The sequence below is a fragment of the Micromonospora sp. NPDC049201 genome, from assembly GCF_055586805.1.
In genome coordinates, this window is sequence record NZ_JBVJHM010000002.1 from 204,145 (window position 1) to 217,834 (window position 13,690).

Sequence of the window (13,690 nt, forward strand, 5' to 3'; positions counted from 1 at the left end):
TGCGTGCTCAGGCCTCGGCCGAGCCCTCCTGAAGGTTCTTGATCAGCTTCGGGTCGACCGGGACGCCCGGGCCCATGGTGGTGGTCAGCGTGACCTTCTTGAGGTACGTGCCCTTGGCCGCGGACGGCTTGGCCCGGAGAACCTCGTCCAGCACCGCGGCGTAGTTGTCGATCAGCTGGTTCTCCGAGAAGGAGGCCTTGCCGATGATCAGGTGCAGGTTCGAGTGCTTGTCCACCCGGAAGGTGATCTTGCCGCCCTTGATGTCCGCGACCGCCTTGGTGACGTCCATGGTCACGGTGCCGGTCTTCGGGTTCGGCATGAGACCGCGCGGGCCCAGGATCCGCGCGATCCGGCCGATCTTGGCCATCTGGTCCGGCGTGGCGATCGCCGCGTCGAAGTCCAGCCAACCGCCCTGGATGCGGGCGACCAGCTCGTCGGTGCCCACCTCGTCAGCACCCGCGGCGGCGGCCTCCTCGGCCTTCGCGCCGGCGGCGAAGACGATCACGCGGGCGGTCTTACCGGTGCCGTGCGGCAGGTTGACCGTGCCGCGGACCATCTGGTCCGCCTTGCGGGGGTCGACGCCGAGGCGCATCGCGACCTCGACCGTGGCGTCGAACTTGACGTTGGTGTTCTCCTTGGCCAGCTTCACGGCCTCGGCGGGGGCGTACAGCTTCGACCGGTCGATGACCTCGGCGGCCTTGCGGTAGCTCTTGCTGCGCTGCATTTCTGGTGACTCCTGTGGTCTCTGGCGGGCGCGCGGGACTCGCGGCCCTCCCACGAACGGATCGGGTGGAGCGGGTACGACGAGGTCAGTCGCCGACGGTCAGGCCCATCGACCGGGCGGTGCCGGCGATGATCTTCTCGGCCTGCTCGATGTCGTTGGCGTTGAGGTCCGCCATCTTCTTCTCGGCGATCTCGCGCAGCTGGGCGCGGGTGACCGAGCCGACCTTCTCCTTGTGCGGGACGCCCGAGCCCTTCTGCACGCCGGCAGCCTTGATCAGCAGCCGGGCGGCGGGCGGGGTCTTCAGCACGAAGGTGAAGGTGCGGTCCTCGTAGACGCTGATCTCGGCGGGGACGACGTCGCCACGCTGGGACTCGGTCTGCGCGTTGTAGGACTTGCAGAACTCCATGATGTTCACGCCGTGCTGGCCGAGCGCGGGGCCGACCGGCGGCGCCGGGGTGGCCTGGCCCGCCGGCAGCTGAAGCGTGAACGTCTTGACGAGCTTCTTCTTCGGAGGCATGTCTCTTCCTGGGGCTTGAAACTGGGATTCTCCACCGCCCGCGGGCGCGCACGGTCAGCGCGGTGCGGACGGCCGACGTTCAAGGGTAGCGCAACCCGCTACCGGCTTTGCCGCCGAGGTCGGCGACCGGTGGAACGGCACACCGGCGGCCGGCCCGGGAAGGCCGACCGCCGGTGCGGACATCCGTCAGATCTTGGCGACCTGGTTGAAGTTCAGCTCGACCGGCGTCTCCCGGCCGAAGATCGACACCAGCACCTTGAGCTTCTGCTGGTCGGCGTTGATCTCGCTGATCGTCGCCGGCAGCGACGCGAACGCGCCGTCGGTGACGGTGACCGAGTCGCCGACCTCGAAGTCGAGGACCTTGATCTCGGGCTTGGCCTTCTTCTGCTCGGTCTCGACCGCCGGGGCGAGCCACTTGAGCACCTCGTCGAGGCTCAGCGGCGCCGGCCGGTCGGCCCGGTCGGTGGCGCCGACGAAGCCGGTGACCCCCGGGGTGTTCCGGACGCAGGAGTAGGACTCCGCGGTCAGCTCCATCCGGACCAGGATGTAGCCCGGGAAGACCTTCGCTTGGACCTGAGACCGCTTGCCGTTCTTGACCTCGACCTCTTCCCGGGTCGGCACCTCGACCTGGTAGATGTAGTCCTCCATGTCGAGGGACGTGATCCGGGTCTCGAGGTTGGTCTTGACCTTGTTCTCGTAGCCGGCGTACGAGTGCACCACGTACCAGTCACCGGGCGCGTAGCGCAGCTTCTGGCGCAGCTCGGCGACCGGGTCGAAGTCCTCGTCCGGGGCCGGCTCGGTGGTCGGGAACTCCGGCTCGCTGGCGGCCTCGACCGACTCGTTGTTGGCCGCCGTCGCCACCGCGGACTGCTCGTCCGGGGTCTCGGCGGTCTCGTCGTACTCAGGCACGCTCGCTCACTTCCGTCAGTATTACTGTGCGCAGGTCAGCTGGGGTTGCCGAAGACCCACAGCACCGCCTTGGCGAAGCCGTAGTCCAGACCGGCCACGATCGCCAGCATCACCGCCACGAAGGTGACCACCACGGCCGTGTAGGTCAGCAGCTCCTTGCGGGTCGGCCAGATGACCTTACGCAGCTCGGCCACGACCTCGCGGAAGAACCGCGCGATGCGGGCGAACAGCCCGATCCGCTCGGTGTCCTTGCGGGTCTTCCGGCCCTCGGCCGGCTCGGCCTGGGCGCGTTTGCGGGTGGCAGTGCCGCCCCGGGAGACCGGCTCGTCCGCGTCGGCGGCGTCGTCGGCCACGTCGTCGTCGGCCACGCCGTCGACAGTCGCGTCGTCGTTCAGACGCTCGTCGCCGTCGTCCTCGCCGCGCCGCTTCTTCTCGGCCACTTCGCCCTCCGTGCGGGTATGGGGTCGCACGCCGGGCGGCGTGCGCGGCGTGTTGGTCACGCCGGCCGGACCAACCGTCCCGCGACGGGCCGCGGCCGGCGGACCGGACGGGAGGGCCCCGAACGCCTCGGGACCACCCCACCGGTGCCACCACCACGGGCCGGACGCCGCCGCGAACGGCGGCACGACCCACGGGAACGGTCAGGCCTGAGGCGCAGGGGTGACAGGACTTGAACCTGCAGCCTGCGGTTTTGGAGACCGCTGCTCTGCCAATTGAGCTACACCCCTGTGCGGCAACTCACCTCCACCCGGACATGTTGTGCCGAGCGGGGGTCACTTGCCCCACGGCGGACCAGTGTACGGGTAGTCGTGCGACTTTCCCAACCGGTCCGCCCCTCGCGCGTCGGGTGGCCCCTCAGCGAGGAGTACGGATCAGTGCCCGGGCCTGCGACAGCACCTTCTCGCCCCGGCAGGTGGCGGTGACGTCGAGCCTGGTCAGGCCCGCCTCGGTGACTTCCTTGACCACGGCGGCGACCTCGATCTCGGTGCCCTCGTCGGTGTCCGGCACGACCACCGGCCGGGTGAAGCGGACGCCGAAATCGACCACCGCGTCCGGCGCGCCGGCCCAGCGGGCGACCGCGCGACCGACCAGGGCCATGGTGAACATGCCGTGGGCGATGACCCCGGGCAGGCCCACCCCGGTGGCGGTCCGGTCGCTCCAGTGGATCGGGTTGAAGTCCCCCGAGGCGCCGGCGTAGCGGACCAGGTCCGCCCGGGTCACCCGGAACGTCTGGACGGGCAGTTCCATGCTCACGCCTCCTCCCGACGTACGACGATCTTGGACCAGACCGCGACCACCGACTCACCGGCCACGGTGCCCACGTCGGTGCGGGTGGTCAGGAAACCGTGCCCGCCCCGGCTGCTGACGTCCTCGATGACGCTGACGCACACCAGCTCGTCACCGGCCACCACCGGCCGGGTGTACGCGAAGCGCTGGTCGCCGTGGACCACCCGGCTGTAGTCGACGCCCAGCGCCGGGTCATCGACGATCTGCTGGTTGGCCGCCATGGTGATGATCACCGGGAAGGTCGGCGGCGCGACCACGTCGGGGTGGCCGAGCGTCCGGGCCGCCTCCGGGTCGTGGTGCGCCGGGTCGGTCGCGCCGATGGCGGTGGCGAACTCGCGGATCTTTTCTCGGCCCACCAGGTAGGGGGCGGTCGGCGGATAGGTCCGGCCGACGAAGGACGGGTCCAGGGACATGCCGCGAACCTACACGGAACACACGAACGCCGATCCGCGCGGTCGAGCGACCTTCTCAGGCCGTCGACCGGTGCGAATCGGCGTACGGGATGCTGCTGCGGGCCGGCGGTGCCGGCCGGGCGTCAGCGGGTCTCGCGGTGGACGGTGTGCTTGCCGTCCCGGGGGCAGAACTTCTTCAGCTCGATGCGGTCCGGGTCGTTACGGCGGTTCTTGCGCGTGATGTAGTTGCGCTCCTTGCACTCCACACACGCCAAAGTGATCTTCGGCCGGACATCGGTCGCCTTCGCCACGGCGGAGTGCCTTCCTCGCTCAGGACATCAACTACGGCGTGTCAGCCTACGCGCTGACCACGCGGACATGCAAAGTGGGCGCCCTGTGGCGCCCATCCCACCGACCACCGGGCGGACCCGGGGGACGAGAGTAGCGGTGGCCGGACTTGAACCGGCGACACAGCGATTATGAGCCGCTTGCTCTACCATCTGAGCTACACCGCCGTGGCGGGTCCAGCCGGACCCTTTGAGCCCCCTTACGGAATCGAACCGTAGACCTTCTCCTTACCATGGAGACGCTCTGCCGACTGAGCTAAGGGGGCCTGCTCGATCACCCTTCGGGTGTCGCGCAGAGGAAACAGTACACGACCGCGTCGCGGAGGTGAAATCGGATCCCCCCGACAGGTGCCACCCCTGCTCAGGGCACCACACGCAGCCGCGGCAGCTCCCCCGCGACGACCGTCTCGGGGTCGACCTGGGCGCCGAACCACGCCTCCAGTCGCTCGTACGGCAGCGGCCGGCTGAACAGGAAGCCCTGGCCGATCTCGCAGCCGATGTCCTGGAGCAGTTCCAGGGTCAGCTCGCTCTCCACCCCCTCGGCCACCACCGTCAGGCCGAACTGCTGGGAGAGCGTCACCACCGCGTTGACGATGGCCAGATCACCTGGATCGGTCGCCATGCCCTGCACGAACGACCGGTCCACCTTCACCTCGTGCACCGGCAGCCGGCGTAGTTGGGCCAGCGACGAGTTGCCGGTGCCGAAGTCGTCCACCGAGAGCCGGACCCCGATGTCGCGCAGACAGCGCAGGATCGGCACCGGCCGTTCGGTGCCGTCCAGCACGCCCGCCTCGGTGATCTCCAGCGTGAGCCGCTGCGGCGGCACGCCGTACTCCGTCAGCAGTTCCCGCACCAGCCCCGGGAAGCGCGGGTCGTTCACCGTCCGGGCGGCCAGGTTGACCGAGACGCAGAGCGGCTGCTCGCCGTGGCTCCAGTCGCGGCTGCGCCGCAGGCTCTCCCGCAGCACGAACTCGGTGAGCCGGCCGAGCTGGCCGGTGTGCTCGGCCACCGCCACGAAGTCGTCCGGCGAGACCGTGCCGTGCGCCGGGTGCTCCCAACGCGCCAGGCACTCCACGCCTACCAGGCGGCGGTCCCGCAGCGTGACCTTGGGCTGGAAGTAGACCTCCAGGGCGCCGTCCTCCAGCGCCCGCTTCAGGTCGCCGGCGAGACCGAGCCGGCGCAGCGACCGCGACTCCAGCGCCGGGCTGTAGAGCTGCACGCTGCCCGGCACCGACTTCGCCGCGTTGGCCGCCAGGTCGACGCGCTGGAGCAACGCCACCGCGTCCCCACCGTGGTCGGGGTGGACGGCCACGCCGACGGCGGTGTCCACGTCCAGGGTGAGCGCGTCGAAGACCATCTCGTCCCGGATCTGCTCCCGGAGCTGGGCCGCCAGGTCCAGCGCGGCCTCGACCCCCTCCAGCCGGAGCGTCACCAGGAACTCGTCCCCGCCGGCGCGACCCACCAGCGCCGAGGAGGGCGCGCAGGCCCGCAGCCGCTCGGCCACCTCGACCAGCACCTTGTCGCCGGCCGCGTGGCCCAACGACTCGTTGACCTGGCGCAGCCGGTCCACGTCGAAGAGCAGCAGCGCCACCACCTCGCCGGGGGCGCGGATCTTGACCGCCTCCCCCACCGCCGCGATGAGTCGCCGTCGGTTCGGCAGCTTGGTCAACGTGTCGTGCTCGGCGTCGTGCCGCAGCCGGTCGACCAGGCGGGAGTTCTCCAACGCGACCGCGGCGTGCGCGGCGACGGTCTCCAGCAGCGGCACGTCGGTGCGGCTGAACGAGTTGCTGGCGCCCAGCCGGTTGGCCACCTCAAGGGTGCCGACGACCGCCTGCCCGGAGCGCAGCGGCACCACGATGACGTCCTTGACCCGCTGCTCGGTGAGCGCGGTCCGCAGTTTCCCGTCGGCGCCCGCGCCGCGGGTGAGCACCAGCGTCTGCCCGTCCCGGCGGACCTGCTCGCGCAGGGCGGCGGGCGTGGGCGCCACGTCCAGCAGCCCCGGGTCGGCGATCCGGGAGGTCAGCAGCACCTCCGGGTGGCGGCGCTGCGCGGGCAGCCAGAGCGTCGCGTACTCCGCCTGGAGCATCGCCCGGACGCGACCCAGCAGGGCGTCGGCGAGCGTGCCGTCCTGCCCGCTGCCGCTGACCGCGCGGCTCAGCTCGTACATGTCGGAGAGCGTCCGGTGCTGCCGGAAGAACTGCGCGTACGCGCGGTAGACGAGCGCCAGCGCGGAGATCAGCGCGGACAGCAGGATCAACGACCACCAGTTGGAGGTGATCAGGATCAGGACGATCAGACCGGCGACGATGTTGATGCCGGCGGAGAACAGCGCGGAGGGCGACTTGCGGAACGCGTCGCGGCCGGTCTGCCAGCCCTGGACCAACGTGTAGACGCCGGCCACCGACGTGATGCTGACCAGGTTGACCATGATGGCGGCGGTGAACAGCGTCAGCCAGGTGCGCGGGCCCACGCCCTCGACCGGGGGCAGCGCCTGCAACACCAGCACGGCGAGCGAGGAGCCGGCCGCCGCACGGGCGACGTTGAACCAGAGCTTCGTCGCGCCCATCCGGTGCCAGAGATGGGTGAGGATCGCGGCCCCGGTGCAGATCGCGACCACCGTCAGCGGACGGGTCAGATAGAACGCGAGCACCAACGGGATCTCGGTGATCGTCACACCGAGCGACTGGCGTCGTACGGTGAAGTTGAGCACCGGAAGCCCGGCGGCGACCATCGCCACCAGCAGCACCACCGCCAGCGGCCAGCCGCCGAACGGATGGTCGCTGATCAGACCGGTCACCGTCGCACAGACGACAGCGAAAAGGACGAGCGGCCCGGTGATCAGCCAAGCGTGATCATTGGACCGCGAGCCCTTGACGGGCTGTGCGGACATGCCGCCCCTTCCGTCGATCGACGTTCGCCTGGCTCGGAGGGGACGGTGAACGTCAGCGAGTCGCAGGCATGTTCCAGATGACGTCCGCGGTCTGCATGTCGCCGAGCTCCGGCCCTGCGCCGACCAGGACGCCGCTCATGACAGCGGCAAAAACCAGCATTGAGCCAAGCAGCCGGCCCAGTCTTCGACCAGACATGTTCGCTCTCCTGTCGGGGATGGGACACCGGGGATGGTGGAGGTTCCACGATCGTGCCACAGGGCCCGCACGCAGGAAAGCGGTGGGAACAGGCCCGATCCGACCGTCGAAAAGGTTTCGCCGATCGGCCCGGTGCCAGAGGGACGCGAAGCCAGATCAGCGGGCTCAGGGGCCCCGCGGCCGTCCGTCCATTGCGTATTCCGACCTTCAGCGCGAACTGATCTAGGCGACCTCGAAGCGATCGGGTCGCTGCGCCCGGCCGCACTCCCCATCCCCGTGGCTCGGACGACCCTGGGCATAGACCACCATACCTATAACTCGCCTCAGCACCAGAGGGCGATACGGGTCAATCAATGGCGAATCACCGACACATCCCCTCACCTGCCGGTTCCGCCCTCAGTCGTCCACCGGCATCGGCCACACGTCCCGGGCGTCGTTGAACGCGGGCCCCGGCGGCGGCTCGACCGTGAGCGCCCGGAGCCGGCCGGGCAGCGCCCGCAGCCGGCCCGGCAGCGCCGCCACTCCGCGTCGCGTCGACCGCCACAACCACCGCGCGAGGCAGCCGACGGCGACGACCGCGGCGAGGGCCAGCACGTGGATCAGCACCCAGCCGAGCAGGCCGACATAGAGCATGACCGCACGGTACGACCTTTTTCTTGTACGCGGCGCGGCGGCGCTCAGACCAGGCGTTGGATGCGGAGCCTCGCTCCTGCCGTCCCCGCGCACCCCCGCAGAGGGATATTCGAGAGACAGGAGGGATTTACAGGCGGATCGTGTAGCAGTGCTCGACCAAACTGCCCTCACCCGGCTCCAGGCCGCTGCCATCTTCTGGAGCGTCGGCTCGGGTGCCCCGATGCAGGTGATCGATGCCGCTTGCGACTGCCTCGCCACAGGGGTGGACAGCCCGCACCTCCGGATCCTCGCCGGCGCCTCGTGCAAGAAGGGGAGCGAGAGCGACGAACTACGGCGCTGGCTCGAAGACGCCCTGACAGAGCTTTCCCTCACCTACTACCGAGAGGGATGCAGCGAAGGCCAGGAAGCGGCCCTCCGGATCATGGCCCGAAGGGTGCTCGCACACGACATCACGCCCCGGGATCTGACCATCTGGGCGTACCGCCACATCGGCTGGGACGGCACTCCCATGGCCACCGAGCTGATCGGCCTGGAGAACGCCTACGAGGCGGTGTACCCGGCCACCAGCGCCATGACCGCCGACATCGACGCGGATGTGATGCGCGAGGCTCGACGCTTGGCGGACGACCTGACGGATCGCCGCTGACACAAACGCGCCCGCACGAACACGCCCATCGGCCGCGCCTGGGGTCAGCCCAGAGCGAACCGGTCGCCGTCGAAGTCGGCCACGATCTCCAGCCGACCGCCGAGCGCGGAGACGTACCGCTCGATGGTGCCGACCTCGGTCGCCGGCACCTCACCCTTCTCGATGGCGGCCACCCTCGGCTGCGAGACATGCATGAGGTCGGCGACCTCCTGCTGGGTCAGGCCACGCCGTTCACGCATCTCACGCAGGCGGGTCGCCCGGACCTCGGCGAGCATCCGCTCCTTGTGCTCGGCGACCTTGGCCTCGTCGAGGTTCATTCGAGAGCGGGTGTCCTGCCAACTACGCACCATCAGCGTTGTCCCTTCAACGTCCGCAGGTGTTCGGCGAAGAGCCGGTCAGCCTCGAGGATGCTGGTCTCATACCAGCCCTTCCAGTTGCCGGCCTTGTTCCCGGCCACCAGCAGGATGGCCGCACGGGTCGGGTCGAAAGCGAAGAGGATGCGGACCTCGGTGTCACCCGAGGAACCTGGCCTCAGCTCCTTCATGTTCTTGTAGTCCGAACCCTTGACCCGGTCGACCAGCGGGCGGCCCAACGTGGGGGCCCTCCCTGGCCAGGATGTCGATGGCGGCGGCGATCTGGTCGGCAGAGTCCGGATCTTCTTTGGCGAGGCGGATGAGCCAGTCGTCGATCTCATCGGTTGAGTCGATTCGCCACTCACCTGCACCTCTACCGTAGCCCACGTACAACTCCTGCGTTATAGATCCGATGAGTTCTCGCCGCTGCTACAACGACCAGCCGAGCCACACGTCACGCTCAGACTGCACCGCCAACGTGACCTTCACCGTCCCTCCCCGCAGCCGACGACGGTGGCGGCCGGCTGGAACCCGCCGCGCGTCCTCCTCCGGCACCCACCGTCCGGAGCTGGCCCCTCCGCGCACTCCGGCTGACTTGAGGAGACGGAGTGAAACCCGGTCTCAACCCAAGCCGCTTGACGAAGATCGACCGCCGCGCCACGGCGTCGCCCTGCTCGTCGAGCTGGTAGCCGTCCAGCCACGTCCAGCCGTCGTAGGTGCTCCAGTCGAGGACGCGGATCAGCCGGAAGTGGAACGGCCTCACGAACTGCACGCCGGCCGCCCTGCCCACGAGGAGCAGCACGCCGGGCTTCAGCTCCGTCACTGCCCACAAACCTTGCGCCAAGCGCGGATGCGGGCGCGGGCGACGACCACCCGGGGACACCATCCGTACGGCCGGCAACGCGGGCAGGTGTACGCCACGTGGTAGTCGATGACGGCCCAGGACACCGCCACGATGAGGGGCGTGTCCGGTCTCCGCTCCGGCCTCACGGCTCGCCACCGTGACGACGCTTCCCGCCATCTTCTGTTCGCGCCTGAGCGGCCCGGGTCGCTGGAGAGCGGACCAACGGCAGGACGTTGGCGCCGTCGTTCCGCTTCCCGGTTTCGCCAGGGCGCTCGCTGCTGGTCGGCCACTGCACCAGATCGACCGGCTCGTTGCTGCGGTGGAACCACCTCCAGCGGGGCATCGCGCACCTCCGGCGAATCGTCAACCGACCCCTTCGGCTGCCAACGTGGCGCAGCGGCACGGTCACTGCAACATCTCATCGCGGGTTTCAGACATCGAGATTGACGTCGTGCCATCCGGGCGGGCAGGGTGGCTGAAGTGAGACACACAGGCGGTTGAGGTGAGATTGGGGATCAGATGGCCGAGACGGGATCTTCCGTCCCGCGTCGGCAACTCGGCCGGCTGCTGCGGCAGGCGCGCGAGGAAGCCGGCATCAACCTGGAAGCCGCCGCGAAGACGCTGGAGTGGTCACGGGCCAAGATGTACCGGCTGGAAGCCGGCCACACCTCACTGCGCACCCACGACGTGAACCTCATGTGCCAGCTCTACGGCACCTCGACGGACCTGACCGAAGTCCTCGTCTCGCTCGCCCGGGAGAGCAAGAGCCGGGGCTGGTGGCACTCCTACGGCGACGTCATCCCGGCGTGGTTCGAGTTGTACGTGGGTCTGGAAGCGGCGGCCCGCCACATCCGGCACTACGAGCCGAATCTGGTACCAGGGCTGCTCCAGACACCCGACTACATGTCTGCGGTCTTCAAGACGAAACCCGGTCGAACGCCGCAGGAGGTGGCACAGAAGGTTGCCTTCCGGATGGAGCGACAGAAGCTGCTCGTGCGAAGGAGCCCGGCAGCGCCGCTCTTCGAAGCCCTCATTGACGAGGCAGTCCTTCATCGCCCCATCAGCGATGTGGACGCGTGGCGGGCTCAGTTAGCCCATCTGGTCAACGGGGCCCAGGGAAGGAACATCAAGGTCCGAGTGCTGCCGGCGAACGTTGGCCCACACCGGGCGTCCGTCGCCGGAGCATTCATGATCCTTGACTTTCCGGCGAAGGGCACTCGTCCCGCCGAGCCCAGCACCGTCTACGGCGAGTCGATGACCGGCAGCATCTATCTCGATCGGCCGAGCGAGGTAGAGACTTACTCTTCGGCTTGGGAGACTCTGTGGGACCTTGCCCTGGACGAACGCGCCTCCGAGGATCTGGTGGGCGCCCTGATCAAGGAGACTTATGATGACTGAGATGGCCACGGCCCGCTGGCGCAAGAGCAGCTACAGCGCGAACGAGGGCGCATGCGTCGAGGTCGCCGACAACCTTCCGGGCGTCGTGGGCATTCGGGACAGCAAGGATACCGCTGGCCCCTCACTGACGTTCAGCGCAACCCACTGGGGCTCCTTTGTCGCGTCCGTGAAGGATCCCAGCCGAAGCTGAATCCGACATTCGGGAGAGGCTTGCCACCCCCTCTTTCGGCTCTCATTTCATCTTCAGCGGGACGCCATCGCGGGGCAAGTTGGATGACGCCATTACTATGTGGCGTGCCGGCCCTGCCCGAGCCAGCCGGACTCCGCCCACCGTGCCAGGGGATCTGAGCGGCGATCGACTGGCCGCCAGGGAGGAAGCCAGCGGCGGTCAGTTGGCGGCGGGTGGCGTAGCCGGGCGGGGCACCCTGCCACCAGTAGGTGGGGATGCCGTGCGACGTGCCGCCCGGGTCGAAGTAGGCAGCGCAGATGCGGGACATCAGGCCGCGCGGTGCGGGATCGGATGGCCATCAGCTCGGCGGCGGCGCGGGGCACGCGGGCCTCGGCCCGCCGCAGCCGCCGCCAGTCCAGAGTGGTCAGGCTGCCGTGGTCGTCGGCGTCGAGCAGGGTGATTTCGGCGTCGAGCACGTCGGCTGAGCCACCCAGCATTCGTAGTGCACGCCCTCATGCGGATCTACGCAAAATGCGTCTATGACCAAGCGGAGGCCGCCCAACGACACGTAGAAGCTGCGCTAGGCGGATCTTCCGACCGACCTTCAAACGAGTACGTCCCCCGCGATAGGCGGGGGACGTACCTACAAAGACAAAATCAGTCGCCTGGGGGAAGAACGGCCCGAGCTTTCTCGCATCATCTCCCCCATCGTCGTTTCCATAGTAAAACCAAGATCTGCCAGGCTAAGGGCGTTATCGGCTGCATCAGCCGGAGGACCAGCCACGAAGTGAGTAGCCCAAATCATCCCCTCAGCAACGTTCATAGCTACTGCGACTGAGTCCCCGGAGGGCCCAAACTGGTCGGTAAGCCAGCGAACGGTATCGGATGGGACTACGCAGACGTAAAGGACCTCACCAGACAGAGTCCGCGGTACAGACAGAAGCCCTGGCCGCTGATCCTGCACAGCAAGGGCAGCAACAATTCGATGGGCAGTTGCTTCCCGCTCTTGCCGGTGCTCGTCACCGGCGATCCGCACTACAAGATCACCTTCTGGGGTAGAGACGACCTTCTCGATGTGAGCCCGTTTTTCCACGGCAGAGAGGTCGACACCGGCGAACTCCAGCAAACCAGGAAGGTCAGCGGAAAGCTCCTTAAGGGTGTCGCGACCACCGATCAGCCCGGGTACCTGCGGACTGCGGACCGTCCACCCGAACTCACCTTCGTCGCTGAAGATCAGATCAATCGGCGCTCGGTCAGGCACGCCTAATCACCTCCTCCGCTTCAGCCAAGCTAAGTCCAGCTTGCTTCACCAGTATGTCTCGGACTGTACGGGGGGCGACAGTAGCTCGGTCGTGGAAGGCGAAGATCAAGTCAGGCCTGCCCGGGGCGCTCAGCTTCCGGTGAGAGCCCACCTGGTGTACCACCTCGTACCCCAACTCCCTCTCAAGGAAGCGGAGCATCTTCTTGGCACCGAGGGAAGGCCACAGGCTACTCAAGGCAACAGCCCTCTCGTCATATCCGACGTCATCGCTTGCCACGCCGACACGCATCCGACACGACCGCCAAGCCGTAGTGGTCCCGAGTGAGAGTGAGTGGGACCAATGAGAACGGCTCCCGACCTGCATTTCTGCTGGTCAAGAGCCGTTCTTGCACCTGGTGGCGGGTAGAGGATTCGAACCTCTGAAGCTTTCGCGACGGATTTACAGTCCGCTCCCATTGGCCGCTCGGGCAACCCGCCAGGGCACCCACCGCGTCGTGACGCGGCAGCGGAAGCAAGGATAGCGGTTGTCCCCGCCCCCTGCGCAACGGGGTACCGTCAGGGGGTCCCACGCTGGTCAGTGCGGGACGGATCAGGACACACCGCCGGACAGCAGGAGCATGATCATGGCAGCGAGCCCGTCGTTCGACATCGTGAGCAAGGTTGACCGCCAGGAGGTCGACAACGCCCTCCGCCAGGCGGAGAAGGAGCTCGCGACGCGGTTCGACTTCCGCGGGACCGGGGCCGAGATCTCCTGGTCGGGCGAGGAGGCGATCAGCCTCCAGGCGGAGACCGAGGAGCGGGTGCGCGCCGCGCTTGACGTCTTCAAGGAGAAGCTGATCAAGCGGAACATCTCCATGAAGTCGCTGGACGCGGGCGACCCCCGGTCGTCCGGCAAGATCTTCAAGATCGACGCCAAGGTGATCCAGGGCATCGACACGGAGAAGGCCAAGGCGATCAGCAAGAAGATCCGCGACGAGGGCCCGAAGGGCGTGCAGGCGCAGATCCAGGGCGACCAGCTCCGCGTCACCGGCAAGAAGAAGGACGACCTTCAGGCCGTCATCTCGCTGCTCAAGGGCGAGGACTTCGGGGTCGCGCTCCAGTTCACCAACTACCGCTAGGAGCGC

19 protein-coding genes, 4 tRNA genes and 1 pseudogene are annotated in these 13,690 nt (G+C 68.1%); 6 read left to right on the forward strand and 18 right to left on the reverse strand.

Translation table 11 applies throughout. The features are described from left to right. Nucleotides 1-7: 7 nt before the first annotated feature. The 12 genes from rplA to ACZ6O5_RS04715 form a co-directional block, all read right to left on the reverse strand. Nucleotides 8-724: a 50S ribosomal protein L1 gene (gene rplA, locus ACZ6O5_RS04660; protein WP_107157430.1), complete on the reverse strand. Its 717-nt coding sequence runs from the start codon at nt 722-724 to the stop codon at nt 8-10. A gap of 85 nt (nt 725-809) precedes the next feature. Continuing rightward, a complete protein-coding gene (gene rplK / locus ACZ6O5_RS04665; protein ID WP_465974448.1) occupies nt 810-1,241 on the reverse strand; it encodes a 50S ribosomal protein L11 in 432 nt (143 codons plus the stop codon). A 186-nt stretch (nt 1,242-1,427) separates the two neighbouring features. After that, the gene (gene nusG / locus ACZ6O5_RS04670; protein ID WP_281938128.1) at nt 1,428-2,150 is read right to left on the reverse strand and encodes a transcription termination/antitermination protein NusG; all 723 of its coding nucleotides are present in this window, start codon (nt 2,148-2,150) and stop codon (nt 1,428-1,430) included. A gap of 35 nt (nt 2,151-2,185) precedes the next feature. Continuing rightward, nucleotides 2,186-2,590 carry a preprotein translocase subunit SecE gene (gene secE / locus ACZ6O5_RS04675; RefSeq protein ID WP_107157494.1) on the reverse strand — a complete coding sequence of 135 codons (405 nt, stop codon included), beginning with the start codon at nt 2,588-2,590 and terminating at the stop codon, nt 2,186-2,188. A gap of 215 nt (nt 2,591-2,805) precedes the next feature. Beyond that, a tRNA-Trp gene (locus ACZ6O5_RS04680) sits at nt 2,806-2,878 on the reverse strand. Nucleotides 2,879-3,005: 127 nt separating this feature from the next. Continuing rightward, nucleotides 3,006-3,398, reverse strand: a complete 393-nt coding sequence (locus ACZ6O5_RS04685; RefSeq protein ID WP_465974449.1) for a MaoC/PaaZ C-terminal domain-containing protein — start codon at nt 3,396-3,398, stop codon at nt 3,006-3,008. A gap of 2 nt (nt 3,399-3,400) precedes the next feature. Then, nucleotides 3,401-3,850, reverse strand: a complete 450-nt coding sequence (locus ACZ6O5_RS04690; protein ID WP_465974450.1) for an FAS1-like dehydratase domain-containing protein — start codon at nt 3,848-3,850, stop codon at nt 3,401-3,403. Between the two features lie 122 nt (nt 3,851-3,972). Further along, on the reverse strand, nt 3,973-4,140 hold the full coding sequence (rpmG, locus tag ACZ6O5_RS04695; protein ID WP_013288652.1) for a 50S ribosomal protein L33: 168 nt from the start codon (nt 4,138-4,140) through the stop codon (nt 3,973-3,975). A 131-nt stretch (nt 4,141-4,271) separates the two neighbouring features. Next, nucleotides 4,272-4,344: transfer RNA gene (locus ACZ6O5_RS04700), tRNA-Met, on the reverse strand. Between the two features lie 25 nt (nt 4,345-4,369). Beyond that, a tRNA-Thr gene (locus tag ACZ6O5_RS04705) sits at nt 4,370-4,442 on the reverse strand. Between the two features lie 95 nt (nt 4,443-4,537). Further along, nucleotides 4,538-7,066: a putative bifunctional diguanylate cyclase/phosphodiesterase gene (locus ACZ6O5_RS04710; protein ID WP_465974451.1), complete on the reverse strand. Its 2,529-nt coding sequence runs from the start codon at nt 7,064-7,066 to the stop codon at nt 4,538-4,540. 592 nt (nt 7,067-7,658) lie between these two features. After that, the gene (locus ACZ6O5_RS04715) at nt 7,659-7,895 is read right to left on the reverse strand and encodes a hypothetical protein (protein WP_465974452.1); all 237 of its coding nucleotides are present in this window, start codon (nt 7,893-7,895) and stop codon (nt 7,659-7,661) included. Between the two features lie 148 nt (nt 7,896-8,043). Here ACZ6O5_RS04715 and ACZ6O5_RS04720 point away from each other — a divergent pair, with 148 nt between their 5' ends. Further along, on the forward strand, nt 8,044-8,541 hold the full coding sequence (locus ACZ6O5_RS04720) for a hypothetical protein (protein WP_465974453.1): 498 nt from the start codon (nt 8,044-8,046) through the stop codon (nt 8,539-8,541). A gap of 44 nt (nt 8,542-8,585) precedes the next feature. Here ACZ6O5_RS04720 and ACZ6O5_RS04725 read toward each other — a convergent pair whose 3' ends face one another. The 3 genes from ACZ6O5_RS04725 to ACZ6O5_RS04735 all read right to left on the reverse strand — a co-directional run bounded on the left by ACZ6O5_RS04725 (nt 8,586) and on the right by ACZ6O5_RS04735 (nt 9,717). Beyond that, nucleotides 8,586-8,858 (reverse strand): helix-turn-helix domain-containing protein, encoded by a 273-nt coding sequence (locus tag ACZ6O5_RS04725; protein ID WP_465974454.1) that lies wholly within the window; start codon nt 8,856-8,858, stop codon nt 8,586-8,588. A 32-nt stretch (nt 8,859-8,890) separates the two neighbouring features. Then, nucleotides 8,891-9,133 (reverse strand): type II toxin-antitoxin system RelE/ParE family toxin, encoded by a 243-nt coding sequence (locus ACZ6O5_RS04730; protein ID WP_465974455.1) that lies wholly within the window; start codon nt 9,131-9,133, stop codon nt 8,891-8,893. A 221-nt stretch (nt 9,134-9,354) separates the two neighbouring features. After that, nucleotides 9,355-9,717: a hypothetical protein gene (locus ACZ6O5_RS04735; protein WP_465974456.1), complete on the reverse strand. Its 363-nt coding sequence runs from the start codon at nt 9,715-9,717 to the stop codon at nt 9,355-9,357. 540 nt (nt 9,718-10,257) lie between these two features. Here ACZ6O5_RS04735 and ACZ6O5_RS04740 point away from each other — a divergent pair. Together ACZ6O5_RS04740 and ACZ6O5_RS04745 are read left to right on the forward strand one after the other, a co-directional pair. Then, nucleotides 10,258-11,136 (forward strand): helix-turn-helix domain-containing protein, encoded by an 879-nt coding sequence (locus tag ACZ6O5_RS04740; protein ID WP_465974457.1) that lies wholly within the window; start codon nt 10,258-10,260, stop codon nt 11,134-11,136. Further along, complete coding sequence (locus ACZ6O5_RS04745) at nt 11,129-11,326, forward strand: DUF397 domain-containing protein (protein WP_465974458.1); 198 nt, start codon at nt 11,129-11,131, stop codon at nt 11,324-11,326. The genes ACZ6O5_RS04740 and ACZ6O5_RS04745 overlap by 8 nt, the downstream gene beginning before the upstream one ends. A gap of 139 nt (nt 11,327-11,465) precedes the next feature. Here the strand turns inward: ACZ6O5_RS04745 and ACZ6O5_RS04750 are convergent. Beyond that, nucleotides 11,466-11,633 (reverse strand): annotated as a pseudogene (locus tag ACZ6O5_RS04750) (RRQRL motif-containing zinc-binding protein); the annotation flags it as partial. Here ACZ6O5_RS04750 and ACZ6O5_RS04755 point away from each other — a divergent pair. Both ACZ6O5_RS04755 and ACZ6O5_RS04760 read left to right on the forward strand, forming a co-directional pair. Beyond that, nucleotides 11,623-11,790 (forward strand): hypothetical protein, encoded by a 168-nt coding sequence (locus ACZ6O5_RS04755; protein ID WP_465974459.1) that lies wholly within the window; start codon nt 11,623-11,625, stop codon nt 11,788-11,790. The pseudogene ACZ6O5_RS04750 and the gene ACZ6O5_RS04755 sit on opposite strands and share 11 nt — an antisense overlap. Nucleotides 11,791-12,290: 500 nt before the next feature. Next, nucleotides 12,291-12,572, forward strand: coding sequence for a hypothetical protein (locus tag ACZ6O5_RS04760; RefSeq protein ID WP_465974460.1), 282 nt, complete (start codon nt 12,291-12,293; stop codon nt 12,570-12,572). Here ACZ6O5_RS04760 and ACZ6O5_RS04765 read toward each other — a convergent pair. Both ACZ6O5_RS04765 and ACZ6O5_RS04770 read right to left on the reverse strand, forming a co-directional pair. Further along, nucleotides 12,559-12,930, reverse strand: a complete 372-nt coding sequence (locus tag ACZ6O5_RS04765; RefSeq protein WP_465974461.1) for a type II toxin-antitoxin system HicA family toxin — start codon at nt 12,928-12,930, stop codon at nt 12,559-12,561. The two genes, ACZ6O5_RS04760 and ACZ6O5_RS04765, sit on opposite strands and share 14 nt — an antisense overlap. 29 nt (nt 12,931-12,959) lie before the next feature. Next, nucleotides 12,960-13,043 (reverse strand) — tRNA-Tyr (locus tag ACZ6O5_RS04770). Nucleotides 13,044-13,189: 146 nt separating this feature from the next. Here ACZ6O5_RS04770 and ACZ6O5_RS04775 point away from each other — a divergent pair. Further along, on the forward strand, nt 13,190-13,684 hold the full coding sequence (locus ACZ6O5_RS04775; RefSeq protein WP_281938146.1) for a YajQ family cyclic di-GMP-binding protein: 495 nt from the start codon (nt 13,190-13,192) through the stop codon (nt 13,682-13,684). The last annotated feature ends 6 nt before the right edge of the window (nt 13,685-13,690 follow it).